General features: G+C 33.9%; 20 protein-coding genes. 9 read left to right on the forward strand and 11 right to left on the reverse strand.

Annotation, left to right across the window (positions count from 1 at the left end):
* Positions 1 to 5: 5 nt before the first annotated feature.
* The 4 genes from add to H3T80_RS00765 all read right to left on the reverse strand — a co-directional run bounded on the left by add (position 6) and on the right by H3T80_RS00765 (position 4,964).
* The gene (gene add / locus H3T80_RS00750; protein WP_198199205.1) at positions 6 to 1,175 is read right to left on the reverse strand and encodes an adenosine deaminase; all 1,170 of its coding nucleotides are present in this window, start codon (positions 1,173 to 1,175) and stop codon (positions 6 to 8) included.
* A 335-nt stretch (positions 1,176 to 1,510) separates the two neighbouring features.
* Positions 1,511 to 2,764, reverse strand: a complete 1,254-nt coding sequence (locus H3T80_RS00755) for a nucleoside permease (protein ID WP_110448264.1) — start codon at positions 2,762 to 2,764, stop codon at positions 1,511 to 1,513.
* Positions 2,765 to 2,963: 199 nt separating this feature from the next.
* Positions 2,964 to 3,677, reverse strand: coding sequence for a purine-nucleoside phosphorylase (deoD, locus tag H3T80_RS00760; RefSeq protein ID WP_110448263.1), 714 nt, complete (start codon positions 3,675 to 3,677; stop codon positions 2,964 to 2,966).
* 57 nt (positions 3,678 to 3,734) lie between these two features.
* Positions 3,735 to 4,964, reverse strand: coding sequence for a phosphopentomutase (locus H3T80_RS00765; RefSeq protein ID WP_198199207.1), 1,230 nt, complete (start codon positions 4,962 to 4,964; stop codon positions 3,735 to 3,737).
* A 535-nt stretch (positions 4,965 to 5,499) separates the two neighbouring features.
* Here H3T80_RS00765 and murB point away from each other — a divergent pair.
* From murB to birA, 3 genes are read left to right on the forward strand one after another with little or no spacing between them, the layout of a single operon-like run.
* On the forward strand, positions 5,500 to 6,510 hold the full coding sequence (gene murB / locus H3T80_RS00770) for a UDP-N-acetylmuramate dehydrogenase (RefSeq protein WP_198199215.1): 1,011 nt from the start codon (positions 5,500 to 5,502) through the stop codon (positions 6,508 to 6,510).
* A gap of 49 nt (positions 6,511 to 6,559) precedes the next feature.
* Positions 6,560 to 7,672, forward strand: a complete 1,113-nt coding sequence (locus H3T80_RS00775) for an MFS transporter (protein WP_198199217.1) — start codon at positions 6,560 to 6,562, stop codon at positions 7,670 to 7,672.
* Positions 7,673 to 7,680: 8 nt separating this feature from the next.
* Entirely contained in the window at positions 7,681 to 8,634 is a 954-nt protein-coding gene (gene birA / locus H3T80_RS00780) for a bifunctional biotin--[acetyl-CoA-carboxylase] ligase/biotin operon repressor BirA (protein ID WP_198199219.1), read from the forward strand.
* 53 nt (positions 8,635 to 8,687) lie between these two features.
* On the opposite strand, the gene H3T80_RS00785 is transcribed toward birA, so the two are convergent.
* A complete protein-coding gene (locus H3T80_RS00785; RefSeq protein ID WP_198199221.1) occupies positions 8,688 to 11,015 on the reverse strand; it encodes a zinc/cadmium/mercury/lead-transporting ATPase in 2,328 nt (775 codons plus the stop codon).
* 1,271 nt (positions 11,016 to 12,286) lie between these two features.
* Between H3T80_RS00785 and H3T80_RS00790 the strand changes: the two genes are divergently transcribed.
* Positions 12,287 to 13,468, forward strand: a complete 1,182-nt coding sequence (locus H3T80_RS00790) for a sugar efflux transporter (protein ID WP_110448257.1) — start codon at positions 12,287 to 12,289, stop codon at positions 13,466 to 13,468.
* An 85-nt stretch (positions 13,469 to 13,553) separates the two neighbouring features.
* On the opposite strand, the gene surE is transcribed toward H3T80_RS00790, so the two are convergent.
* A complete protein-coding gene (surE, locus tag H3T80_RS00795) occupies positions 13,554 to 14,333 on the reverse strand; it encodes a 5'/3'-nucleotidase SurE (protein WP_181414685.1) in 780 nt (259 codons plus the stop codon).
* Positions 14,334 to 14,355: 22 nt separating this feature from the next.
* Complete coding sequence (locus H3T80_RS00800; protein ID WP_198199222.1) at positions 14,356 to 15,225, reverse strand: neutral zinc metallopeptidase; 870 nt, start codon at positions 15,223 to 15,225, stop codon at positions 14,356 to 14,358.
* A gap of 482 nt (positions 15,226 to 15,707) precedes the next feature.
* Between H3T80_RS00800 and proP the strand changes: the two genes are divergently transcribed.
* Positions 15,708 to 17,207: a glycine betaine/L-proline transporter ProP gene (gene proP / locus H3T80_RS00805; RefSeq protein WP_198199224.1), complete on the forward strand. Its 1,500-nt coding sequence runs from the start codon at positions 15,708 to 15,710 to the stop codon at positions 17,205 to 17,207.
* A gap of 249 nt (positions 17,208 to 17,456) precedes the next feature.
* Entirely contained in the window at positions 17,457 to 17,867 is a 411-nt protein-coding gene (locus tag H3T80_RS00810; RefSeq protein ID WP_086363472.1) for a hypothetical protein, read from the forward strand.
* A 214-nt stretch (positions 17,868 to 18,081) separates the two neighbouring features.
* Here H3T80_RS00810 and H3T80_RS00815 read toward each other — a convergent pair whose 3' ends face one another.
* Positions 18,082 to 18,513 (reverse strand): hypothetical protein, encoded by a 432-nt coding sequence (locus H3T80_RS00815; RefSeq protein ID WP_198199226.1) that lies wholly within the window; start codon positions 18,511 to 18,513, stop codon positions 18,082 to 18,084.
* Positions 18,514 to 19,157: 644 nt separating this feature from the next.
* Here H3T80_RS00815 and H3T80_RS00820 point away from each other — a divergent pair.
* Together H3T80_RS00820 and dld are read left to right on the forward strand one after the other, a co-directional pair.
* Positions 19,158 to 19,529 (forward strand): hypothetical protein, encoded by a 372-nt coding sequence (locus H3T80_RS00820; protein ID WP_198199234.1) that lies wholly within the window; start codon positions 19,158 to 19,160, stop codon positions 19,527 to 19,529.
* 244 nt (positions 19,530 to 19,773) lie between these two features.
* Positions 19,774 to 21,489 carry a D-lactate dehydrogenase gene (gene dld / locus H3T80_RS00825; protein WP_198199242.1) on the forward strand — a complete coding sequence of 572 codons (1,716 nt, stop codon included), beginning with the start codon at positions 19,774 to 19,776 and terminating at the stop codon, positions 21,487 to 21,489.
* Between the two features lie 84 nt (positions 21,490 to 21,573).
* Here dld and mutS read toward each other — a convergent pair whose 3' ends face one another.
* Positions 21,574 to 24,132 carry a DNA mismatch repair protein MutS gene (gene mutS, locus H3T80_RS00830; protein WP_198199249.1) on the reverse strand — a complete coding sequence of 853 codons (2,559 nt, stop codon included), beginning with the start codon at positions 24,130 to 24,132 and terminating at the stop codon, positions 21,574 to 21,576.
* A gap of 469 nt (positions 24,133 to 24,601) precedes the next feature.
* On the opposite strand from mutS, the gene gapA reads away from it, so the two are divergent.
* On the forward strand, positions 24,602 to 25,597 hold the full coding sequence (gene gapA, locus H3T80_RS00835; protein WP_086363477.1) for a glyceraldehyde-3-phosphate dehydrogenase: 996 nt from the start codon (positions 24,602 to 24,604) through the stop codon (positions 25,595 to 25,597).
* Between the two features lie 141 nt (positions 25,598 to 25,738).
* Here gapA and H3T80_RS00840 read toward each other — a convergent pair whose 3' ends face one another.
* Together H3T80_RS00840 and ppa are read right to left on the reverse strand one after the other, a co-directional pair.
* Positions 25,739 to 25,948 (reverse strand): cold shock domain-containing protein, encoded by a 210-nt coding sequence (locus tag H3T80_RS00840; RefSeq protein ID WP_025315032.1) that lies wholly within the window; start codon positions 25,946 to 25,948, stop codon positions 25,739 to 25,741.
* Positions 25,949 to 26,345: 397 nt separating this feature from the next.
* The gene (ppa, locus tag H3T80_RS00845; protein ID WP_065578025.1) at positions 26,346 to 26,876 is read right to left on the reverse strand and encodes an inorganic diphosphatase; all 531 of its coding nucleotides are present in this window, start codon (positions 26,874 to 26,876) and stop codon (positions 26,346 to 26,348) included.
* Between the last annotated feature and the right edge of the window lie 60 nt (positions 26,877 to 26,936).

A 26,936-nucleotide genomic window follows, 5' to 3' on the forward strand; every position in this document is an offset into this window, starting at 1 on the left:
TATGGTTATCCATTAACATGTTGTAATAATAAATCTTGGTATTTTTTTAATCTGGCAATAATAGCCGGATGATACTGCTTAGCATTAATTGCTTGTTGTAAAGATTGCTTATCATTGTCGTTAAAACAAGATAGAACCTCCTTGAGTAAACGTGATTTTTCGTTAGACTCAACAAATGCGGCATCAATTCCACAAAGGGTAATATCAAATAATTCCAAACGTGAAAAATGAAACGCTTGCTCGGCTAGCTGATACTCTTTTTCGATATCGGTACCAAAAATACCAGCATCATCGGTATTAAGGGTAATTCTTACCCCTTTATCATAAAGTTGTCGAATTGGGTGATTATGAATATCACCATGTAAATTATTGACTAAAATACGATTACTGGTAAGAGCTATTTCTAACGTGATTTCATTATCAACTAATTGTTTAATCAAGCTATCATCTTCAATTGCCGCGATACCGTGTCCGATTCGATTTGCACCATGTTTTAAGGCTTGAATAATACTTTCAGCCGAATCAATTTCACCTGCATGGTAGGATTTTTTTAAATTTAATTTTTCAGCAAGTTGATGAGCTTTTTCAAAATCATCAAAATGCCCAGCTTTTTCATTACCTGCAATATTAAATCCAGTAATAAATGGATGCGGATTATTTTCGATAAATTGCAATGTATCGTATACTACATCGGCGCCAAGATGGCGTACACCAATAACATGATATCGTACGGTTATATTATGCTCTTTTTGAACATCTATGATTGCTTTATCCATTTGATTTAGTGTTTGTTGAAATCTTGCTTGATCCCAAACAACTTTACCTTGGTTTTCTATTGCACAAATATGATAAGGTGACAAAAATAATTCGCAATAAATTAACCCTTGTTTAGCATTTCTACTTAAAAAATCATAGGTAATTAGGTAATAATCGTCAGGACTTTTAACAAAGTTAGAAACAGTATCATAGGTTTGGATAAATGAAACAAAGTCAGATTCATCATAATTATATCGACCATTTTTATACTCGATCTCATTATAATCGCCGATTTGATAACACAATGAATCAGGAAAAGGTAAATGATTTTTATCGGCTAGTTTTTTAGCCATAAAGGGAGTAATACTGCCTTCTACATGCTCATGAAGTATAACTTTTGGGATTATTTGTTTATTCATCTAGTTCTAATCTGTTCAATTATGCTTATAGGGCACTTGTAATAGTCATATTTCGGTAATTGATTTAAGTAATAAAAGCCGAATTGAAGCCCTATTTACAAGCGTTTTATTCTACCTTGATAAGACACTTATTTTCCATACATTTTGTGTGACTTATCAAATTTCTGTGAGGCTGGTAACATTTTAGCCTAGTTAAGAATTAGGCAACTATTTAACGGTTGCCTAATTGTTGATGTTATCAAGTTATTAACGAATAATCTGATTCAACTATTTACTATAATATTAATTGAATATTTCAAGTCAAAGAAGGTTCTTTGACTTGAATTTTATTTTAGTTAACTGCTAATGGTTTCTGTTTTTTGCTGAGCGGTATCATTTTGGAAAATGAAAACAAAAATAATTGCAAGCACTAATGAATAACCTGCAAAGACAAGCCATACATTATGCCAATCAATACCCGCTTCTGAAGTATAGTGATCAACAACAATACCACTAATCATTGAACCTAAATAAGCACCAATACCGTTAGTCATTGTCATAAATAAACCTTGAGCACTGTTACGGATGTTAGGTGATACTGTTTTTTCAACATACATTGAGCCAGAAATATTATAGAAATCAAAGGCACAACCATAAACGATCATCGATAACAGTAACAGCACAAAGCCGAATGGTGATGGATCGCCATAAGCAAATAAACCAAAACGAGCAACCCATGCCAGCATACTGATTAACATGACATATTTAATACCAAGTTTTTTCATAAAAAATGGTACAAATAAGATAAATACAACTTCCGAAATTTGTGAAATAGATAATAACACTGATGGGAATTTAACCACTAAGCTATCAGCATATTCTGGTACTTTGTCGAAGTCATGTAGAAACGGATTACCAAAAGTATTAGTAATTTGTAAAATCCCACCTAATAATACAGCAAATAAAAAGAAGATAGCCAATCTAGGTTGTTTTAATAATACAAATGCATCTAAACCTAATGAACTTACAATAGACTTTTCTTTGCCATCATTTTTTGCAACTTCAATTAAAGGTAAGGTTAATGAATAGAGACTTAATAAAACTGAACTACCAGCTGCAATATAAAGTTGCATATTACTGAGTTCTAATTGCATAAAACTAACCATCCACATTGCTACGATAAAGCCGATAGTGCCGAAGATTCGAATAGCAGGGAACTGTTCGATAACGTCTAGTCCTTGTGATTCTAAACAAGAGTAAGAAATTGAATTAGAAATGGCAATAGTTGGCATAAATGCAAGGCAATGGATAAGCATCACAATCATCATTAAAAATGGCGATGTGATAGATGCAGCGATAAATAAGGTTACTGCGCCAACCAAATGGCATAACACATATAAGCGATTAGCAGGTATCCATCTATCAGCTACGATACCAAGCAGACTAGGCATAAATACTGAAGCAATACCCATGGTGCCATATACGGCGCCAACTTCAATACCAGTAAATTTTAATTTAATCATCATATAGGAGCCTAAGGTAATTAGCCAACTCCCCCAGATAAAAAATTGTAAGAATAATATAACTTTCAGTTGTAGCTTGGTATTCATTTCGATTCCTTATTAAATGAGATCTTTCTAACCTATTAGATAAAAATTAATGAATAAAGATAAAATTATGTTATTACTATTAATAACCTAGTTATAACGCTCAACAACATTTACCGTTAATAATAACGTCAATGTTAAAACTATTGGCTCCTCTTTTTTGAGTAACCAAAAAAAATGGCAGATATTCTGCCATTATTTATTATGAATTAACTAATACCGATTCTAAAGCGACTGTAATCATCTCTTTAAAACCCAGCTGGCGCTGTTCAGATGACATAGCTTCGCCTTTGCGAATATGATCTGAAACAGTACAGATCGCTAATGCTTTAGCTCCGTATTCTGCTGCTACACCATAAATACCAGCGGCCTCCATTTCGACACCTAAAATATTGTATTTTTCCATGATATCGAAAAGATCTGGCTCGACGCTATAAAATAGATCAGCAGAAAAAAGATTACCCACTTTCACATTAACATTTAATTGTTTAGCAGCATTAACTGCATTACAAATTAAACCGAAATCAGCAATCGCAGCAAAATCATGATCTTTAAAACGTAACCGATTGACTTTTGAATCAGTACAGGCACCCATACCAATAACCACATCACCAAGATTGACAGCGGGGCTGATGGCGCCACAGGAACCGATACGAATGATGTTTTTAACACCATAAAATTTAATCAGTTCGGTTGTGTATATAGAACAGGATGGAATGCCCATACCATGCCCCATAACAGAAATTTTCTTACCTTTATAGTCACCGGTAAAACCTAGCATTCCTCTAACATTGGTTACTTCTTTAGCATTCTCTAAAAAAGTTTCGGCAATAAACTTAGCGCGTAATGGATCGCCGGGCATCAAAACCGTTTGAGCGAAAGCGTCATCGGCGGCGTTAATATGTGGGGTAGGCATTTAACTCTCCTGATTTATGTCTAAAATACGTTACTACACTAACAAAAAAACAGTTTACTATTTGCGAATAAATGACTCACCATAATCCATCGGTGATAAATCAAAATAATCCGCAACACTTTGCCCGATATCAGCAAATGTTTTTCGATGACCTAATGACCCAGCAGGAACACTATCACCATAAACTAAAACAGGAATATGTTCACGAGTATGATCTGTTCCCTGCCAAGTAGGATCACAACCATGATCGGCACTAATAATTAATAGATCACCAGGTTGAATCAGTTCTAACATTTCAGGTAAACGACGGTCAAAATATTCTAATGCTGCAGCATAACCAGCAACGTCACGTCTGTGGCCGTATGATGAGTCAAAATCAACAAAATTGGTAAATACAATAGTGTTGTCTTTAGCTTGTTTAATTTCATCAAGTGAAGCATTAAATAGTGCTTCAATGCCAGTTGCTTTCACTTTCTTTGTGATACCTACCTCGGCGTAAATATCAGCAATTTTACCGATTGACACAACGTTACCTTGTTTTTCATCAACCAATTTTTTAATCATCGTCGGTGCTGGTGGTTCAACAGCTAAATCATGACGATTACCAGTACGCACGAATTCACCTGGTTTATTACCTAAAAATGGTCGAGCAATAACTCGGCCAATGTTATAATCGCCTTTATTAAGTTCATCACGAGCAATTTCACACACTTCATAAAGCTTATCTAAACCGAAAGTTTCTTCATGGCAGGCGATTTGAAACACAGAATCAGCGGAAGTATAAAAGATAGGTTTACCAGTAGCCATATGTTCAAGGCCAAGTTCATCGAGAATCACTGTACCTGATGAATGACAATCGCCAAGATAACCAGGCAACTTGGCGCGTATAACGATATTATCTAATAATTCTTGCGGAAAGCTATTAGTAGTATTAGTAAAATATCCCCAATCAAATAGCACAGGAACACCAGCGATTTCCCAGTGACCTGATGGTGTGTCTTTACCTGATGAAATTTCACTGGCATAGCCATAAGCACCAATAACATTACCTTCAGTAGCCATTCCTTTTGGGTATGAACCAGTTGATTCGTAGGCAGCTTCAATTAAACCTAACTTTCCTAAGTTTGGTAAACTTAATGGTCCATGACGGCCGTTATCAGCTTTACCTAAAGCACAAGCTTCGGCAATATGACCTAATGTATTAGAACCTTCATCACCATATTTTTTTGCATCTTCTGCACCACCGATCCCGAAGGAATCGAGGATCATAATAAAAACTCTTTTCATATTTTCCTCTAAATCTCAACTACTTTTTAAATATAGCAACAATTCTAAATTATTAAGCCATCTAAAGCCATGATCTTTAGAAAATAGGATCAATGACTGATTTATCAGCTTTTTAAAAACCTTTTAATAATAACGTTTACCATTAGTTTGAGTAAAATAGATTTTAACTCAATTTATAAAAAAGATCGCTTGGCTGACTATAATACATGATAAAAAAAAACAAAAAAGAGATCGATCTACATTACTTGATTATTTGCTTAATCTTTTGGCACTTTTTTGCTCAAGTAACTCATTAAGATCTGTAAAAAAATTTTAATAAATAAAAGATCGTTTTGCATTGTGCTAAAATAGTAACTAAATGAAGAGTAAATACAATTGCATAAAGAAGCTATATCATATATGCAATTGATAAAGCCATTAATTTGATGTTTTTAAACGCTAAAACTAATCAAACAAATGGAATAATTCATAAAAATGCCAAATAAGATTGGTTTAAACAAAATTAAAAGTCTGTTTTTATAAAAGGTCATTATTAATGAATCAAAAAATTCCTAACACTTTTGCCTTAGATGTTTATGCTAAACAAGTTGAAACTATCACAACAGTTGAACAACTAATGCAAGTTTGGAAAAACAACCCCAATAATCAGCCAATCATGATGATTGGGCAAGGTAGTAATACGTTATTTACCGAAAATTTTGCTGGCACAATCATTGTTAATCGAATCAAAGGATTAACTATTACTGAAACGCAAACACACTGGCATTTAAAAGTTGGTGCCGGTGAATATTGGCATGATATTGTTTCTCAAACTATTAACCAAAATATTTCTGGACTTGAAAACTTAGCTCTGATTCCTGGATGTGTTGGTTCTGCACCAATCCAAAATATTGGTGCTTATGGTGTTGAATTTGAAAAAGTAGCAGATTATGTTGAATTGCTTGAATTTGCGACTGGTCAAATTATTCGCATTACTGATGGTCAATATGGTTATCGTGAAAGTATTTTTAAACAAAAATACGCCGAAGGTTATGCGGTTGTCTATGTAGGAATTAAATTACCAAAACAGTGGACCCCAGTGCTAACTTATGGGGAATTAAAAAATTTCGATCCGCAGAATGTTACAGCCCAAATGATCTTCGACAAAGTATGTGAGATTCGTCGTAGTAAATTGCCAGACCCAAAAGTACTCGGTAACGGTGGTAGCTTTTTTAAAAATCCCGTGGTAGATAAAAAACTTGCTGATAAACTACTTGAAAAATACCCATCAATGCCTATATATCTTCAAATAGATAATCAAATAAAATTAGCTGCTGGTTGGTTAATTGATCAGTGTGGTCTAAAAGGTTATCAAATTGGTGGTGCAGCAGTTCATCAACAACAAGCTCTGGTATTAGTCAATAAAGATAATGCTACAGCGCAAGATGTAGTTGCGTTAGCGCGTTATATCAAAGATGCAGTATTACAAAAGTTCTCGGTGCACCTATCGCCAGAAATTCGATTTATGGGCTCGACAGGTGAAATTGACGTGGATAACTTTTTATAAAGTGGCAAACGCTTTATAGATAATAAAACTACTTATAAACAATAAAACTATGAAACATTCGTATTCATTTCCTATTTTATTAACAAGTTTATTATTTGTTACCATTGCCTTATCGGCACTCAATACGCAAGTGCCGCTTTGGCTAGTCCGTGAAGATTTTTCGCTTGGACAAATAGGTTTAGTTGGTTCAAGTTATTTCACAGGTAACTTGCTTGGTACGATTATGGCAAATTGGTTTATTAGCCGATTTAACGCCAGATTTACTTATACCTACAGTTGCATCATTTTTGCGATTGCGACAATTGGTTTAAGTTTCTCTATGGATTTTTACAGTTGGGCAATATGGCGATTTTTTATTGGTATTGCCTGTGCTGTCACATGGGTTGTGATCGAAAGTTGTATTTTAGTCACAGGTACAGTACGCACACGAGGGAAAATGCTTGCTGTATATTTGACTACCTATTACTTAGGTACTGTATTAGGACAAGCATTGCTACAATATTTTCCGCAAGACGTACTCTATTTTGGCTTAGTGATTGCCGTACTAATGGGATTAGCTATCTTATTTGTATTGCTAACCCACTATAAATTGCCAAAAAAGAAAAAAAGCAGTTTCAATATTATGCCAATGATATTATACAAACCTTCTCGAGTTGGTTTAATTGGTTGTGCTATTGCTGGTATGTTAATTGGATCACTTTATTCACTAATGCCTGCTTACTACTCTCACTTAGGTTATACTGATAATCAAGTAGCAAATTGGATGGTATTGCTGATACTTTCAGGTGTTATTGCTCAAATGCCTGCCAACTGGTGTGCTGACAAGTTTGGAAGGCGTATAGTGCTACTGGTCGAATCAATCTTAATGATGTTTGCTTGTAGCTTGCTGATATTTAATGTTTGTGGCGTATTAGCCATTATTTTATTAGGTTCAACCATTTATACCATTTATCCAATATCTATGGCGTGGGCTTGTTCGTGTGTACGCAAACAAGAAATTGTATCAATGAATCAAGCGATGTTATTAACTAATACTCTTGGTAGTTTAGTTGCACCAGCGGTTATAGCCTTTATAATGGATAAGTTAAGCAATACTTATTTATTCATCAGTTTTGCTATAATTTCACTATATTTTGTTGTTTTATTGTTAGTCAAAAAGTGAGGGATTTAATGCGCAGTAACCAAAATCCATTGAAGCTGATTAATATATTAGCTGATGGAGAGTTTCATTCTGGTGAAGAGTTAGCTAATCTATTTGGTATTACTCGTGCGGGTATCAACAAATATATCAAAGTACTAAGAGAGTGGGGGATTACCTTATCTTCTGTACAAGGTAAAGGTTACTGCTTAGCATCACCTATAGACTTACTCGATAAAACTAAAATCGATAACTATTATGGCGCAGATAGTCACGTCGAAGTGTTGCCTATCATTGATTCGACTAACCAATATTTATTAAATAATATAGAAAGATTAACAACGGGTGACAGTTGTGTTGCCGAGTTTCAATCCAAAGCCCGAGGCAGGCGAGGGCGTCAATGGTTCGCACCATTTGGCAGTAATCTTTATTTTTCGATGTATTGGCGACTCGATCAGGGCATTGCTGCTGCTATGGGACTGAGTTTAGTGGTTGGTATTGTAATGGCTGATACGTTAAGGGCTATTTCTGGTCAAGATATCAAAGTTAAATGGCCTAATGATTTGTATCTAGATGATCAAAAACTTGCGGGTATATTAGTTGAACTTGCTGGTAAAACAGGTGACTGTGCTCATGTTGTTATTGGTATTGGTGTCAATTTAATGATGACTAATCCCGATCCTAATATTGTTAATCAGAAATGGGCTAACTTAGGTAAAGTTGACCGCAATTTATTAGTGGCCAAAGTGGTCAAGAACTTAACATCAAAACTTACTGACTTTGAACAACATGGTTTAGCACCATTTCTTGATGATTGGCTACGACTCGACAATTTTGTTGATCGTCCAGTTAAATTATTAATTGGTGATAATGTCATTCGTGGTGTTGCTAAAGGAATAAATGAACAAGGTGCATTAATCTTAGAACAAAATGGTAAAACTAATACTTTTATTGGTGGGGAAATTTCATTAAGAAGTGATGACTAGCACTGTATAAAATAGCCCCATTTAATTGTAATGGGGCACCATTTAATTGTTTGTTATTTTTTAACTCTTAATAATCTCAAGGCATTAGCGGTAACAATCGCGGTGGTACCCGAATCGGCTAACACAGCTAACCAAAGTCCAGTTACGCCAAATAAGCTGGTGATTAAAAATATCAGCTTAATACCTAATGCAATAGTGATATTTTGTTTAATATTACGATTAGCAAAACGGGCTAGGCGTATTAATATTGGCAAACTTGATAAACTGTTTTTAGTTAGTGCTGCATCAGCAGTTTCAAGTGCAACATCAGTACCACTGCCCATAGCTATTCCGACAGTTGCAGCTTTCATTGCTGGGGAGTCATTAATTCCATCACCAATCATCGCAATTGACGTATGGCGCCCAATCTCCTCAATTTTTGCTAACTTATCAGCTGGTAACAACTCAGCACGATAATCGATGCCCAATTGACCTGCAATTGCTTTTGCTGCTCGTTGATTATCACCGGTTAACATTAAGGTTTGTAAACCAAGTTGTTTAAGTTCACCGATAGCTGGCAAAGCATCATTTCGTAGTACATCTTGTAAAGCAATCATTCCCAATAATCGTTGGTCAGTTGTGACGACTACTACAGTCTTACCATTATCTTCAAGTTGATTGATCGTTTGCAGATCTTCAATACTTAGTGCGTTTGCTACTGTTTCAATCTTATTTGGTGACACGACAAAATAAGTTTGTTGATCAAGCTCTCCCTGAATGCCAATGCCAGCAATTGCCTTACGATTATTTGCTTCGTAAAAAGGGATCTGTTTTTGCCTCACATAATCAATTAAAGCTTTCGCAAGCGGATGATGTGATCCGCTTTCAATAGCCGCAACAATAGATAATAACTGTTCTATGGAACATTGATGGTTAATTACATCTGTTACTTGTGGTTTACCTTCGGTTAAGGTACCCGTCTTATCGAATGCCAGCATTTTGATTGAACCAATATGTTCAAGTGCGGCACCACCTTTTATCAATACCCCATATTTAGCCGCGCTAGATAAGGCAGAAGTAATAACTGCTGGTGTGGAGATGACTAATGCACAAGGACAACCAATTAATAATAATGTTAATCCTCGATAGATCCATGTATACCAGTCTGCACCCATCAATAATGGTGGAATTATTACCACTAATAAAGCAAATAGTGTAATGCCTGGAGTATAATAACGACTAAATTTATCAATAAACCGCTCAATTGGCGCTTTACGATCCTCTGCATCTTCAATTAATTGCAAAATGCGATCGACCGCATTTTGTCCTGATTCCGAAACTACCTTAAGTTGAATGGTATTATCTACCACTAACGAGCCAGCTAAAATTTTGTCACCACTTAAGTAATTAACTGGAATTGATTCACCAGTTAAAGCGCTCTCATCAATACTGGCTTGTTCACTAATCAAAACAACATCAGCAGGTAATCGTCCACCAGAGGAAATTTCGATTATATCATCAGGTTTTAATGTATGACTGGCAACGGTTTTTCTTTTACCATCAATGATAACCACTGTTTCATCAGGCATTAATTCTGCCAGTGACGAAATTCCTTTTTTGGCCTTACTAGTGGCGAAGCCTTCAAGCATTTCACCTATCATAAATAAAAAGATGACCATGGTGGCTTCTTCGGCGGCACCAATAAACAGCGCACCAATCGCCGAAATGCTCATTAAAGACTCAATAGCAAACGGTGTACCACTACGGGTTAACACCATAGCCTGTTTCAAAATTGGGATTATCCCAATAACAGCTGTCACTATAAACGCATACTCTCCAACTGTATGGTTCATCAACAAAATAAGATAACTAATAACAATTAATATGCCTAAAATACCTAACGGAATAAATGCTTTTTTATCAAAACTATGTGAATGCTCGTGGTGATGAACATGGTTAGGGGTTGATTCAAAAATTGGGGTATATCCCAATTCCGTGACTTTGTCTTCAATCATTTTTATTACTGCATCATCATGCTTAGGAACAAAAACAATTAACTTTTCAGTAGAAAAAATAATTTTGGTCTGATTTATATTAGGTAGTATTTTTACACCGTTTTCGATTTTACTTGCGCAATGTGCGCAATCCATACCCTGAATTTTCCAGGTAAGCTTAACATCTTGACTGCTCCGTTCAGGATCTTCGGGAGGATCTTCAATTTCACACTGTTGTGATGAATTATGATCATGCCCATCACAACAATGTCCTATAGCCAGTTCATGATTTGTTTCATGAGTATGTTGGGAATTATGTGTATGATTATGAGCAATATTATGACAATCTCCATGACAATGATCGTGATTATTATGCTGAATTTTGGTGGATTTGTTATTATATAACATAACGTTACCTCTTTTTGTGGATGATTTTGATTGTACACTCAAAAATACAAAAAGAAATCTTTTTTAACTAAATTTGTAAAACATAATAAAGAAAATAGAATAGTAATTTTGAATTTTATTTACATATCTTAACAATTTTTTTAAAACTAAAATTGTAAAAAAAAAATAAATTATTTATACTAATTAGTACAAAAAAAGGTATTTTTGTTAATTAACATGGATGTTTTCTAACCAAAGATTGGAATAATCATGAATTTTTGTTGTTGTCGAGATATTTTCTGTTGAAATTGATTATGAATTCATTCAGGATTTGTCAATAAAATTGATTTAAATCAATTCGATTAAAGTAAAAATTTGCTAACTTATTGTTGATAAAGAGATTACTATCAATCTATTGGTATCATACATGGTTTAGTAAATACTAGATTAATTGAATAATAAAAAATAATTCAATTAATAATATATTTTCTGTAATTTACCCAGTTTATATATTATTTTAGTTTTACTAAACCATGTCGCTTACCTATTTATTCAATGATGATTAAGATACCGAAACTTTTTTGGTTCAAATTTTTTTATAGAAATAATGTTTAGAAATTTTTGAGGAAAGGGTTTTTAAGAGGATTAAAAATATTCATCTTTTGTCTTTTCTCGAATTAAAAATTAGGAACTCTTTTCAAAAAACTCGTTTGTTATCCTTAATTACTACAATTATTTAATCATCAAAGAAAAAGCCATTCCTATAGTAGTAAAGAAATCTAAACCTAAGTCATGAGGATTTAAACCTGCTGGTGATTTTGACTTAAGTGGTTATATGGCTGTTCAGTAACAATTGTTTTCTCTGCGTTTGATGGCAAACTTAATGGCATTGATCGTTTAATTTTGCAATTTGATTTAGTTAATAAATTTAATCTTACTTACGAGCAATTTGCATTTTTATTAACTTGGCAATTACCCAAGCAAGGTTTAACTTAAGATAGCTAATTTATTGCTGAATTAAGTTATCACCTAATAATATTATAGAAATGCCATAGAAATTTGGTTAATTAATGAATTGGAGAAAATCGATTGAAAGGATAACGGTGTAATTAGGTTTTGGTTTCAAACTAGGATGGTTTATTTAGTGGTGAAAAAATCATTAGCACAAATTTATTTTATTATTAATATTAACTATTGCTTGAATAATTAGCTAATGATCTAACTTAAGCCTATATTCACACTACTTTTAGGGATATAATTATCACACATTATCAAATTGTTAAGTTCCTATTATGACTTCTTCATCTCTTCGAAAATCGGGCGTAATTTTTGGCGCTTTTTTAGTGACTACATTTATTATTGGTGTGGCTGGTGCATTGCAATCACCCACCTTAAGTCGTTTCTTATCATTTGAAGTGGGTGCTGATCCTCGTTTGGTAGGTATCTTTTTCTCAATTAATGCATTAGCTAGTATTATCGGTAGTTATTTGTTAGCCAAATATTCAGACAACAAAGGAGACAGACGTAAGATTGTTATTTTTTGTTGCTTGATGGGATTAGCAAATAGTCTGATTTTTGCTTATTCACGTAACTATTATGTATTAATTACATTAGGCGTATTTTTTGCAGCGTTAGCTTCGGCTGCCATGCCACAAGTTTTTGCTATGGCGCGAGAATATGCTGAAAAAAGTGGCCGTAATGCCGTTGCATTTAATTCATTGATTAGAGCGCAATTATCTTTGGCATGGGTTATTGGTCCGCCATTATCATTTGGTTTAGCTATCCATTATGGTTTTACCTCAATGTATTTATGTGCGATGTCGATGTTTATCATATCCATGTTTGTAGTAGCAGTTTTTTTACCACCAGTAGAAAAGAAGTCAATCAGCTCACTTAGTCCTGGTCAGTTAGCTACCGCTAATCAATCAATTTTTACGAATCGTAATGTGATGTGTTTGCTACTTTCTACTATTTTTATGTGGACTGCTAATATGATGTATATTATCGATATGCCAATTTATGTTGAAAAGGTATTGCATCTTTCTGATTCATTACCTGGTGCGTTAATGGGGCTGGCTGCAGGGATTGAGATTCCAGTAATGATAATTGCAGGGTATATGGTACCAGCATTAGGTAAGCGCAATCTGTTTTTTATCGCTATCATTTGCGGAATTTTATTTTATGTTGGTATGATTTTATTCACTGACCCAACCATGTTATATGTATTGCAGATTTTTAACGCATTATTTATTGGCATCGTTGCCAATATTGGTATTATCTATTTCCAAGATTTGTTACCAACTCGAATGGGGGTTGCTTCAACTTTATTTAATAATGGCATTATTTGTAGTGTTATTTTGGCTGGGATTATTCAAGGTTTTGCATCACAAGCGTATGGTCATGAAATAATTTATTGGATTGGTTTAGTGATGGTTACTATTTCTTTTGTCTTTTGTGCATTGGTTAAGAAATAATTTCAAAAGCTTTATATTTATATTTTACGTCTTCCTGATTATTTAGCTAATCAAGGAAGACGCAATAATTCCATCAAACAAAAAGTTAAACGTTAAATGTAGCTTTTATTTGTTGATAAAAGTCGTAATCAGTACGTTCATAATGTAATGGCGTAATCGCGATATAGCCATTATTGGCTGCATCAAGCTCCTTATCATCATCAAGCACATTTTGATTGCGTTGTGCTCTAAACCAAAAATATTCATGACCTTCAGGATCTTGTGTTTCAGCAACTACAAATTTGCTAACATCAGCAGTCCCTTGCTTGGTGATTTTAATTCCTTTTATTTGCTCTGCTCGGCAATTAGGAAAATTAATATTAAAACAAGTATTCTTTGGTGTCGTTAGGGATAGCAATTGCCTTATTACTGACTCAGCAAGATGAGTTGAGCAATGCCAATCTGTTGGTATATTGTCCTCACTACTCACTTGACTCAATGCTATTGCTGGCACACCGAGTGTCATAGCCATCATTGCTGCGCCAACTGTTCCAGATAATACAGTTTCAAAGCCTAAGTTTGAACCATTGTTAATCCCAGATAGAACCAAATCTGGTAATTGTGCTGCCATTAATGATTTGATGGCAAATAACGAACAGTCAGCCGGTGTGCCATAAACTGCATATTCTGTTTGGTTACGTTTTTGTACGCGAAATGGTGATTTCAAACTAACTGAACAAGAAACACCACTTTGATCGACAACTGGTGCAACTATCCAAACTTCGTTGGCAATATTTTCAGCAATACTTTTTAAAATTCGGATCCCTGGTGCATCAATTCCATCATCATTAACTAATAAAACTCGATTGACTAATTTTTTCGACATACTTATTTCCTTTTTAATTTCCTTATTGAATAAATGTATTGCACTGATCAATTGCTCCACTATCAAAACCACGTTTAAACCAACTATAACGTTGTTTTGATGAACCATGAGTAAAACTATCAGGAATTATATAACCATTATTTTGCTGTTGTAAGCGATCATCGCCAATTGCTTGTACGGTATTTAGGGCTTGTTCGATATCACCCATTTCTAAAATATTCTGTTTTTGCATGGCATTTCCCCATAATCCAGCATAACAATCGGCTTGTAATTCAAGTTTGACTGATAACTGGTTATTGGTCTCGTTAGATTGATTTTGCCTTAATTGTTCAACCTTAGCAAAAATCCCAAGTAAGTTTTGTACATGATGTCCTACTTCGTGAGCAATCACGTAGCCTTGAGCAAAATCACCACCGCCTCCAAGGCGTTGTTTCATCTCTTGATAAAATGATAGATCAAGGTAAATCGTTTGATCGAGATTACAATAAAATGGCCCCATCATTGCTTGACCTGTGCCACAAGCAGTTCGAGTTGCACCACTATAAAGTACTAATTTAGGTGCAATATAGGTTTTACCTAATTGTTGAAACTCTTGACTCCAATAATCTTCAGTACTGGCCAAGATAATTGAGGTAAATTTAGTTGCATTATTATTTATAGAACTATTATCAACAGGCAATGTTGATGATATGGATGTGGTATCGTCTAAATCAATCAGATTGCTATTCAGTAAGCCAGTTAAATCAACGCCGTAATAACCAGCAACTAACACGACAATAAATAAAATAATTTTACCTTTACCACCAATTGGAATCCTTGTTCCAATATCACTTCCTGATTGTGAGCGGCGATCTTCAATGTTATCACTCTCTCTTTGGTTTCTCCAACGCATAGGGAATACCTCATCAGTTTAAGTTATATTATTTTAAAGGATTATAGATAAGGTTACTAGCAATAGACATCCATTACTTGATTAAAAAAGTAAATGATAAAATAGTATGATAAGAGCGTTATTTTTGCTGATTTTAGGTATATAATTTTGGTTATACTCTTTGGAGTATTATTCGTATAAACAAAACTAAATTTGCAATTATATGTGATTAAAGTTTTGTCTTAATTCTTTATCTAGTCACTTAGATAACGCTAATTATTTGTTAGTGTTACTTATTATACATTTTTACAACTTTACGATTTTATCTTTTTTACTGTATCAATCATTGTGATATGGTCTTCTATTAATAAGAATCGTACACTTTCAACAAAAAGTAAGTCAAGTCGGGTAATGATAACTACTGCTGTTTGGCATAGTAGCTAATTAAAGTTAATTATTTGGATTTAAATCTTGATATTGATTAATTTAAAAGGCGGTATTTTATGGCAAAAGTGAATAAAACGAATAATAAACCGTTAGACATTACTGATATTCCCATTATTGATGATAATCAATTAAAAAAAGCGACTTGGGCATCGGCTTTTAGTAATGCTATTGAATGGTATGATTTTGGGGTTTACAGTTTTTTGGCTTATATTATCGGACAGATATTTTTTCCTCATGTATCTCCTAGTGTGCAAATTATTGCTGCATTATCGACTTTTTCGATTCCCTTTTTCATTCGCCCATTAGGTGGCATTATTTTTGGTTTAATTGGTGATAATATTGGCCGTCAAAAAGTGTTATCGATTAGTTTAGTGATAATGTCATTAAGTACGTTTGGTATTGGGCTTATTCCCACTTATGAAACTATTGGTGTTACCTCACCAGTTCTGTTATTAATTGTTAAATTAGCTCAAGGTTTCTCAATAGGTGGCGAATATTCAGGTTCAGCAACGGTTGTTGCTGAATATTCACCAGATCGTAAACGAGGTTTTATTGGTGGCTGGCTTGATTTTGGTTCAATGGTTGGATTTATTTTAGGGGCAGGTCTAGTAGTATTTTTGTCTATGCTACTTAGTCAGTCGGCTTTGTACAGTTGGGGCTGGCGTATCCCATTTTTAATCGCTTTACCTTTAGGTATAATTAGCTTTATATTGCATCATATCTCAGAAGAAACCCCAACTTTTCAACAGCACCTTGAGGCTAGGCAATCAGCTGACATAGCTGAAACATCATCAACTACTGCGCTAAAACAAATTATTAGCCAATATTGGCGACATATCTTAATTTGTGCTGGATTGATCATTGTGACTAATGTGTCTTTTTACTTATTATTAACTTATATGCCAAGCTATTTAGCACATAACCTAAATTATGATACTGAGCACGGCTTGCTAATTATTATCGCTATTATGGTTGGGATGTTAATTATTCAACCCATAATTGGCTTATTAAGTGACAAAATAGGTCGCAAGCCCTTTATATTGATTGGTAGTATTGGCTTACTTCTTTTATCTTATCCAGCATTTGTGTTAATTAATAGCCAACATATTCCACTCGTCTTTTTAGGAGTATTTGTTTTAGCGTTATTCATAAACTGTTTTACTGGAATTATCACTTCAATATTGCCGGCAATGTTTCCAACCAATATTCGCTATAGTTCCATTGCCAGTATTTTTAATATTGCGATTATTGTTGCAGGGTTAACACCAACACTAGTGGCATGGTTAGTTGAATCAACCGGCAATTTATTTATGCCAGCTTATTACTTAATGATGATAGGTTTTATTGGTGTTATTACTGGTCTTGCAATGCACGAAACAGCTAAAAAACCATTGCACGGTACGACTCCAACTGCGGCTAATCGCTATGAAGCCAAAGCTCTCTTATCTGAACATTTTGATTCTATTGAAGATGAAGTAGAAGATATTGATCAACAGATCGAAGAACTACAAAATAAAAGACAAGAACTGGTTGATCAGCATCCAAAATTGGATTAGAAAGTTTTATTCCCAAAAAATATAAAGATATGCAAAATTTTTGTATTTACTTAATTATTCTGGTTGATTAGAAATTTGCAGGAATAAAATGCTTTAATCCTATAAATGTACAATTTTATATTTTCTATAATGCAATCGGCTACAGCTAATGAGTTCTGTTAGTGCAAAATTTATCTACTGACTTTTGCTCTTTTGTGCTTGTTAATATTAAGTTAATATAAAAAATTAAAAACTGGATGATTTAATATTATGGAATATAGAGCTATTAAGACCAAAGAGATAGGTATTATTTATGGCAGAGATGCTATTTATTTGGATGAATTTAGACAGATATTTGGTACAGAATATTGTTGTATTTTTAAAGGTGAATTTAGCTCCTCATTGACGGGTATAAATTCTGACAAACATTTTATTCCATATATTTTTTCTTTTTCTGGTGTTATTTATTATCAGTGTTGCGAATTAGATCTTTATATAAATGAAAAAAAATTAGATTCATCTTTTGATTTAGTTTGTAATTCTAGTTTAATTCAAGAATTAAAAAACGGCAGCATATCCTCTAAGATAAGCGAAGATCATAAACATTATGTATTACAAACTTATGATTATATTTTTGATATTATTGCAAAAGATTACAAACTCGTGATTGAAAATGAATAATTGAATTTTATTAAGATGAAATTGAAAGTGATGACGTGTTCTATTCGCTTTGTAAAGCATTTCGGATTATAAGAGAAACTAAGTTATTCTAGTATTTTTTATACTTGATTTTTAATTCTATAATTTAGCGTTAAGATCCATTTACTAATAAAATGGATCTCTTATTAAATTGTAGATAGTGGTCGTCATTGGTGGCAAACTATTTTTTAACAGATTAAAACAGCGAATCTTTATGCCAAATATAATGATCTATAGGTAGCCATTGTTCCTTTTGTAGGTGATACCAAACTGTTAAATTTTCTACAGCATTAATTTGCCAAGTTATTTCGGTTATTTTAATTTTCCCCTGTTTAATTTCGTCTTGTTTGAAAATATTAAGCAGCCCTATCCTAAATTCTGTTAATAGACCTTGAGTAGTTCCTAAAATATATGTTTCTTTTTTATAGGAAGGAAATTTCTCTAGTGCATCATCTAAGGATAAATTTTTCACCATTTCATAAGAAATATATTGAGATTGAGTATTTTTTTCTTTTACTACTGATGTTTCTTTAATAGGATTTACATCAATAGCTTTTTGTTCGGCAATTGCAGACTTACTACCATAAAATAGAAAAAAGAAAATAATCAATAAATAAAGTTTTTTCATCATATTAATATAAAATTTAGTTATTATATTCCCAACCGTTTAATATCTATTATAAATTTTAATATATTAAATAGTTAATGTACAAAGAATTAAATCTGAGTTAATCTTCTTGTTCTTTTCAAATTTTTATCCTCAGCAATATTTATAATTGCTTCTTCTCTATCTATATTAGAATCTAAGGCTTTTTTCTATCAATATAAATCTGCGTTTAACTTTTTACTTTTAGGTGTGCTTGTTTCAACAATTTGTTTGCGAAGAGTTATTTGATACATTGAAGTAATTCGTTATTGACCGTCTAATAACGATAATGTCGATTCAATTTTTTCTTCTTCAGGTGTTTCTTCAATTATTCGGAGTTTAAATCCTACTTGTCCACCGATATATAAGGTCATTAAAGCACCGATACGAAACGAACGAGATATTGAAGCGATTAAACTATATTTTTTGATTATGAAGTTATTAAATCTATAATACAACAATGTTTAAATTATCTGCATAACCTATATAATATAATTGGAAAAATTAAATGATTTTTCTAATGAAATACAATCTAAAATTATCTAATTTATATGCAAATTTTATACTTTGTTGTATGCTTATTTTCAGTCATCACTTAAGAATATAGTGACAAAGGAATGTTAAATTTGAAAAGTGTTTTTTTATTTCTCATGCTATTTTTGCTGACGATCACAGATAGCTATGCAGCTGTAGTATCAACAAGATTTTATACTATTAGGGGCAATAGTGAACAGGTATTTTTCTTTATTTTTTCTGAATTTTTAATCATATTATTTGTTATTATGATTAGTATTGTTGGCGTTATTGAAAATCGAATACAAAATAAAAATATTAGAAAGCCAAAGAAACCGAAAAAAATATTCAAAACAGATGTACCATTAATAAAATCAGTTCAAGAATTTAAAAAACTAAAAAAGAATAGTAACCAACACCGTATATTTATTTGTTTAGGAAAGTATTTTTATCGACTAAAAGAATTTTTTAGCAAAAAAAGTTGAGGAACGCTATTTTTAAAACTCAAAAATGTATGCATTGTTCAATAAAACTTTAATCTTCATTCTTTATACCACCTCTATACACTAATAATTATCTTTTATTTTTATTCCTTTTAGCTTTTTGTGTCAGTTTTGTTCTTTCTCTCTGTAAAGTGTAATGTGCTCTTTTCAATAAATTTAATTGGTTATAATATGATCAGGAAGAGTTGAATATTTGTCTAATTCTAATTTAAATAAGGGAACCAAAATGACAGTGAATAATAGTACATCAGGCCTTGTTGAAAAGTTAAAAAGTATTGTTGGCGATAAATATACCTTAACTGATCCAAGTCGTACTTTACCTTATCGCCAAGGTGCGCGTTTTGGCCTAGGGGATGCATTAGCGGTGGTTATACCTGGCACACTATTAGAGCAGTGGCAAGTTTTAAAAGCTTGTGTTGAAGCTGATGTTATTGTAATAACTCAATCAGCTAACACTGGTTTAACAGGTGGTTCAACGCCAGATGGTAATGATTATGATAGACCGATAGTTATTGTAAGTACCCGTCGATTAGATGGTATTCAAGTAATTGAAAATGGCGATCAGGTTGTCTGTTTGCCGGGTAGTACGTTATTTCATTTAGAAAAAGAATTAAAAAAATATCATCGTGGACCACATTCAGTGATTGGCTCGTCTTGTATTGGTGCTTCAGTATTAGGTGGCGTTTGTAATAATTCGGGTGGTGCGTTAATTCAACGGGGGCCAGCTTATACTCAAATGGCAGTATTTGCTCAATTGGACGAGCAAGGGCAGTTACATTTGGTTAATCATTTAGGTATTGAGTTAGGCGATACGCCTGAAGATATTTTACAAAATCTACAAAATCGTGTTTATACCGATAAAGATGTTAACCCGAACGCAGGTTTAGGGCATGATCACCATTATTGTGATCATGTGCGACAAATCGATGCTGATACGCCGGCTCGATATAATGCAGATCCAGCTCGTCACTACGAAGCGTCAGGAAGTGCAGGGCGGTTAATGGTATTTGCGGTGCGATTAGATACGTTTCCATTAGAAGAAAATACTGCAGTGTTTTATATTGGCACGAATAATACCAATGAACTGGATGATATTCGTCGTCATATTTTAGGACAATTTAAAAATTTACCAGTATCTGGTGAGTATATTCATCGAGATGCGTTTGATATAGCTGCAGTATATGGTAAACATCTATTTTTAGCGATCCAAAAATTGGGCACCGATAACATACCTCGCATGTATGCTTTGAAGAATTTTGTTGATCGAATAATGAGTAAAATTCCCTTCATTTCGGGCAGTTTTTCCGATAAATTTGCCGTGACTGTTTGTAAATTGTGGCCAAATCATTTGCCAAAATCGATGCGTGATTATCGTGATCGTTATGAACATCATTTAATTTTAAAAATGTCTGATGGTGGCATAGCTGAAGCTGAGGCATTTTTGCAGGACTATTTTGCTACCAGTTCAACGGAAAAACGTAATGGCAGTTATTTTCGTTGTAATGATAAAGAGGCAGAAGCCGCAATGTTGCACCGTTTTGCCGTTGCTGGTGCGGCGACAGTTTATCGTAATGTGCATACTAAAACGGTTGAGGATTTAGTCGCGTTAGATATCGCTCTGCGCCGTAATGATAAAGATTGGTTTGAAACCTTGCCTGAAAGTATTAGTCAGCATTTTATTCATAAGTTATATTATGGTCATTTTTTCTGTTCAGTGTTCCATCAAGACTATTTGGCAAAAAAAGGTACTGACTGTGCTAAAGTGGAAGAGGAGATGTTGGTGATACTCGATCAGCGTGGAGCGCAATATCCAGCTGAACATAATGTTGGTCATTTGTATCATGCTAATTCAGATTTAAAAAACTTCTATTATGAGTTAGATCCAACTAATAGCTTTAATCCTGGTATTGGTAAAACCTCTAAGAAGAAATTTTGGAAATAATTCAAAGCAAAATTTTAAAATTAACACCGCCATTATTGATTTAATGGCGGTTTTTTTTATTAATTTACTTTTATCGACGATTGGTTAAAGTAATTTTTTTAATTGGTAAATGGTTTCTAACGCTTGTTTTGGCGTTAATGCATCAGGATCGATCTGTTGTAGAGCTAGTTCGACTTCTGATGGTTCTACATCGCCAATAAAGGTAAGTTGTGAGCTTTCAACATGGCTATTAGCTGATTGTTTAGAAATGACTTCTAGCTCTTTTAGTTTTTGTTTGGCGCGTTTTAAGATGGTTTTAGGTACTCCTGCAAGTCCTGCTACCGCTATACCGAAACTCTTGCTTGCTGCACCTTCTGAGACTTCATGAATAAAGGCGACGGTATTGTCATGTTCTATTGCATCAAAATGGATGTTATAAACACCTTGCATCTGTTCTGGTAATTGAGTTAATTCAAAATAGTGGGTAGCAAATAGAGTCATCGCTTTGATTTGGTTAGCCAAATTTTCCGCACATGCCCATGCTAATGAAAGACCATCATAAGTTGACGTTCCACGTCCAATTTCGTCCATTAAAACCAAACTATTTGGTGTTGCGTTATGCATAATATTAGCTGTTTCAGTCATTTCGACCATGAAGGTAGACCGTCCCGAAGCTAAGTCATCTGATGCCCCAATCCGTGTAAAAATGCGATCAACAGGGCCGATGATTGCTTTAGAGGCTGGAACAAAACTACCAATATATGCAAGTAGAACTATTAACGCTGCTTGACGCATATAGGTACTTTTACCACCCATGTTTGGACCAGTTATAATTAGCATTCTTCTATTTGGTGATAATGATAATGAGTTGGCAATAAATGGCTTTTGTAATACCTGTTCTATTACAATGTGTCGGCCATCTTTGATTTCAATACCTGCTTGATTGGTTAAGGTTGGACAATAATAATTAAGCGTCAAGGCTCTTTCAGCAAGGTTGGTTAGTACATCAAGTTCCGCAATTGCATCAGCACTGATTTGCATATCAGCTAATGATGGCATCAGTTGATCGAATAGTTGTTCATAAAGTTGTTTTTCTAGAGCTAAAGCTCGCCCTTTAGATGTTAAAACTTTATCTTCGTACTCTTTTAACTCAGGAATAATATAGCGTTCGACATTTTTTAGTGTTTGTCTTCGCGTATAATGGATTGGTGCTAAATGACTTTGCCCACGGCTAATTTGGATGTAATAACCATGAACCGCATTAAAACCAACTTTCAATGTATCAATGCCTAAAGTTTCACGCTCGCGAATTTCGAGCTGTTCTAAATAGTTGGTTGCACCATCTGCTAAATCACGCAGTTCGTCCAGCTCTTGATTATAACCGCTAGCAATGACACCTCCATCACGAATAATTACTGGTGGTGATTCAATAATTGCTCGATTTAATAGATCGGCTATTTGATCAAATTGATTGATTTTAGCTCGTAATGCAATGAGTGCCGGTGCCTTAAGTTCAGACAATGATTGCTGAAGTTGTGGTAAAAGGTTGTAGGCATCACGTAATCGAGCAAAATCGCGCGGACGAGCACTTCTTAATGCTAATCTTGCCAAAATTCGTTCAAGATCACCGATTTGTTTTAATAATGGTTGTAAATCGATAATATTATTCTGTAATTCACTTATTGCTTGTTGACGATTGTGTAAAATAGATAGATTGCGTATCGGTGAATGCAACCATCTTTTAAGCATTCGACTACCCATAGCGGTTTGGGTTTTATCTAAAATGTCGGCAACGGTATGTTCAGTACCACCCGATAAATTTTCAGTAATTTCTAGGTTTTTTCTGGTAGCTGCATCTAAGACTACAAAGTCAACAGGCGATTCTTTAATTATTGACCGAATATGAGGCATAGCCGTACGTTGGGTATCTTTGACATATTGCAATAAGCATCCCGCTGCACATAATGCATAATGACAATTCTCAACTCCGTAACCAACTAAATCATTAGTACCAAATTGTAAATTAAGTTGTTGTTTTGCCGTTTCAAGATCGAAATCCCATATTGGTCTTCGTCTTAAACCATGGCGATGTTCAATCAAAGACATCGATTCGAAATTTTCTGGATAGAGTAATTCGACAGGGGCGGTCCGTTGTAATTCTGCTTGTATTGCTTCGGGATTATCACATTCAAATACAAAGAAACGTCCAGAACTCATGTCTAAAGTTGCATAACCAAAGTGCTCTTTTTGTTGCCAAATACAAGCAAGCAAATTGTCTTTGCGATCTTCTAACAATAATTCATCACTTACAGTACCGGGAGTAACAATACGGACAATTTTACGTTCAACCGGTCCTTTACTTGTTGCTGGATCACCAATTTGTTCGCAAATTGCGACTGATTCACCAAGTGAAATGAGTTTGGCTAAATAACTTTCAACCGCATGGTAAGGTACTCCTGCCATCGGAATAGGTTGACCATTTGATGAGCCTCGTTTGGTTAGTGAAATATCCAAGAGCTGTGAACCACGTTTAGCATCTTCATAAAACATCTCATAAAAATCCCCCATACGATAAAATAGCAAAATATCAGGATTTTCAGCTTTCAACTTTAGATACTGGCGCATCATTGGTGTGTGGTCGGTAAAATCTTGGTTATCAGTCATAGTGTTATTTCTTTAATGTTTAAAATTCAATTTATCAAATCTATTGCAATTTCAACTTCTATCGCAGAATCTCATAGTCAGACAGCCAAATGGCTTATGATAGTAAAATTTTGTAACTAAGCTAAGCTAGCATAAATTATTGCTAGAATAATATATATTAGGTTTATGGTCGATAAAATCTTCGCTATGAAATTGTTACTGAATTTGAAGCGGTATCATTCTTATAATCCAACTTATTATAACGAATTATTTTTACTTAATGCAGTGGTTATTTTTATGCTGAGAGTAAAATTTTTCATTACATTAATTATTTGATTTTATTTAATATTGTCCATAATTTCTTTTATGGTTAAAAACTATTTGATTAATTCGTGCCTAATTATGTGTAATGGTCTTGAATAAGACCCCAAAATTTGGTAGTTTACTGCAAGTTATTTTTATCATTTAAAACAAAAAGAAGGTAATTGTTATGACAATCAAAGTAGGTATTAATGGTTTTGGCCGTATCGGTCGTATTGTTTTCCGTGCTGCTCAAAAACGCTCTGACATCGAAATCGTTGCTATCAATGATTTATTAGACGTTGATTATATGGCTTATATGCTTAAATATGATTCAACTCACGGTCGTTTTGACGGTACTGTTGAAGTTAAAGACGGTAAATTAATCGTTAACGGTAAAACAATCCGCGTTACTGCTGAAAGAGATCCTGCGAACTTAAAATGGAATGAAGTAGGTGTTGATGTTGTAGCTGAAGCAACTGGTTTATTCTTAACTGATGAAACTGCTCGTAAACACATCCAAGCTGGTGCTAAAAAAGTTGTTTTAACTGGCCCATCTAAAGACAATACTCCAATGTTTGTTATGGGGGTTAATGATAAAGAATATGCAGGTCAAGATATCGTTTCTAATGCTTCTTGTACTACTAACTGTTTAGCGCCTTTAGCTAAAGTAGTTAATGATAACTTCGGTATCGTTGAAGCGTTAATGACTACTGTTCACGCAACTACAGCAACTCAAAAAACTGTTGACGGTCCATCTCACAAAGATTGGCGTGGTGGTCGTGGTGCTGCTCAAAACATCATCCCATCATCAACTGGTGCAGCTAAAGCTGTAGGTAAAGTTATCCCTGAATTAAATGGTAAATTAACTGGTATGGCTTTCCGTGTTCCAACTCCAGACGTTTCTGTTGTTGACTTAACTGCACGTTTAGAAAAACCAGCTAAATACGAAGACATCTGTAAAGCTATCAAAGCTGCAGCAGAAGGTCCAATGAAAGGTGTTCTTGGTTATACTGAAGATGACGTTGTGTCTACAGATTTCTTAGGTGAAGTTTGTACTTCTGTATTTGATGCTAAAGCTGGCATCCAATTAAGTGACAACTTTGTTAAATTAGTTTCTTGGTATGATAACGAAGTTGGTTACTCAAACAAAGTATTAGACTTAATTGCAGTTGTTGCTAAATAATTAGAAGTAGTTGTAATTGCAAAAAAGCGACCTTGTGTCGCTTTTTTTAATTCTAGAAAGGGAAATTATATTCTGCCTTAATAAAAAAACGCCTATTTCGAGAAATAGGCGTTTTGTTTTTATTATTTAATTAAAGTTTAATTAGATAACAACTACTTCAGCCGCTGCTGGTCCACGAGGGCTATCTTGGATAGCAAATTCGACTTGTTGTCCTTCAGCTAAGGTTTTAAAGCCATCACCAGAGATTGCAGAAAAATGTACGAATACATCTTTGCTGCCATCGGCTGGAGTGATAAAACCGAAACCTTTACTTTCGTTGAACCATTTTACTTGGCCTGTTTTTTTATTCATTTACTAGACATCCTAACAATAATTAATAATTTGCCTTATTGGCAGTTTAGGCATTAACTAAACATTAATATACCCACTCATAAACTAATCTAACTAGTCTGGAACTAAATTAGAAAGTTAATCGTTTTCATAAAAATGCTTCTTGTTGTTAGCCCGTTACTATTACCTCACAATTTAAAATCGAAAGCAAGATGTTAATGACAATTTTTTCATCTTAGTGCGCGGTTTTATATAAAATTTTTATATTAAATAGTGTAATTTGATAAATGACAAATTGTAGTGGTGCTAAGTTATTGAAGTTATTTCGAAAGTAAAAAAAAGTTTAAAAACTGAATCATAAAAAATTTTTCTTATGACTCAGTAGAAATGATTACTTTTTTGAATAATTTAGGTAGGATTACTTCTGTTTGGCTCTTTCAAAAGATTCAATTATTTCTTTACGAGCTGCTTCTGCATTATCCCAACCATCAACTTTTACCCATTTACCTTTTTCAAGTGCTTTGTATTGTTCAAAGAAGTGTTTGATTTGTGATTTTAATAATTCAGGTAAATCGTCTACATCTTTAATATGGTCATATTCTTTTGATAGTTTAGTATGCGGTACTGCAACTAATTTAGCATCAGAACCTGCTTCATCAGTCATTTTCAAAACACCAACTGGACGACAACGAATTACAGAACCTGGTTGTAATGGGTATGGAGTTGGAACTAATACGTCAACTGGATCTCCATCAAGTGATAAAGTGTGATTAATATAACCGTAATTACATGGATAAAACATTGCAGTTGCCATAAATCTATCAACAAATACTGCGCCTGTATCTTTATCGACCTCATATTTAATCGGGTCAGCATTCGCTGGGATTTCAATCACAACATAGATGTCATCTGGTAATTCTTTACCGGCTGGTACGTTTAATAGTCCCATTTTTGTATCCTCTATCTTTTATTAGTTAGTAGTATTTAATCATAAATATAAAGCGAACAT

This window comes from Gilliamella sp. W8145 (genome assembly GCF_016101145.1).
GTDB classification, from domain to species: Bacteria; Pseudomonadota; Gammaproteobacteria; order Enterobacterales; family Orbaceae; genus Gilliamella; species Gilliamella apis_A.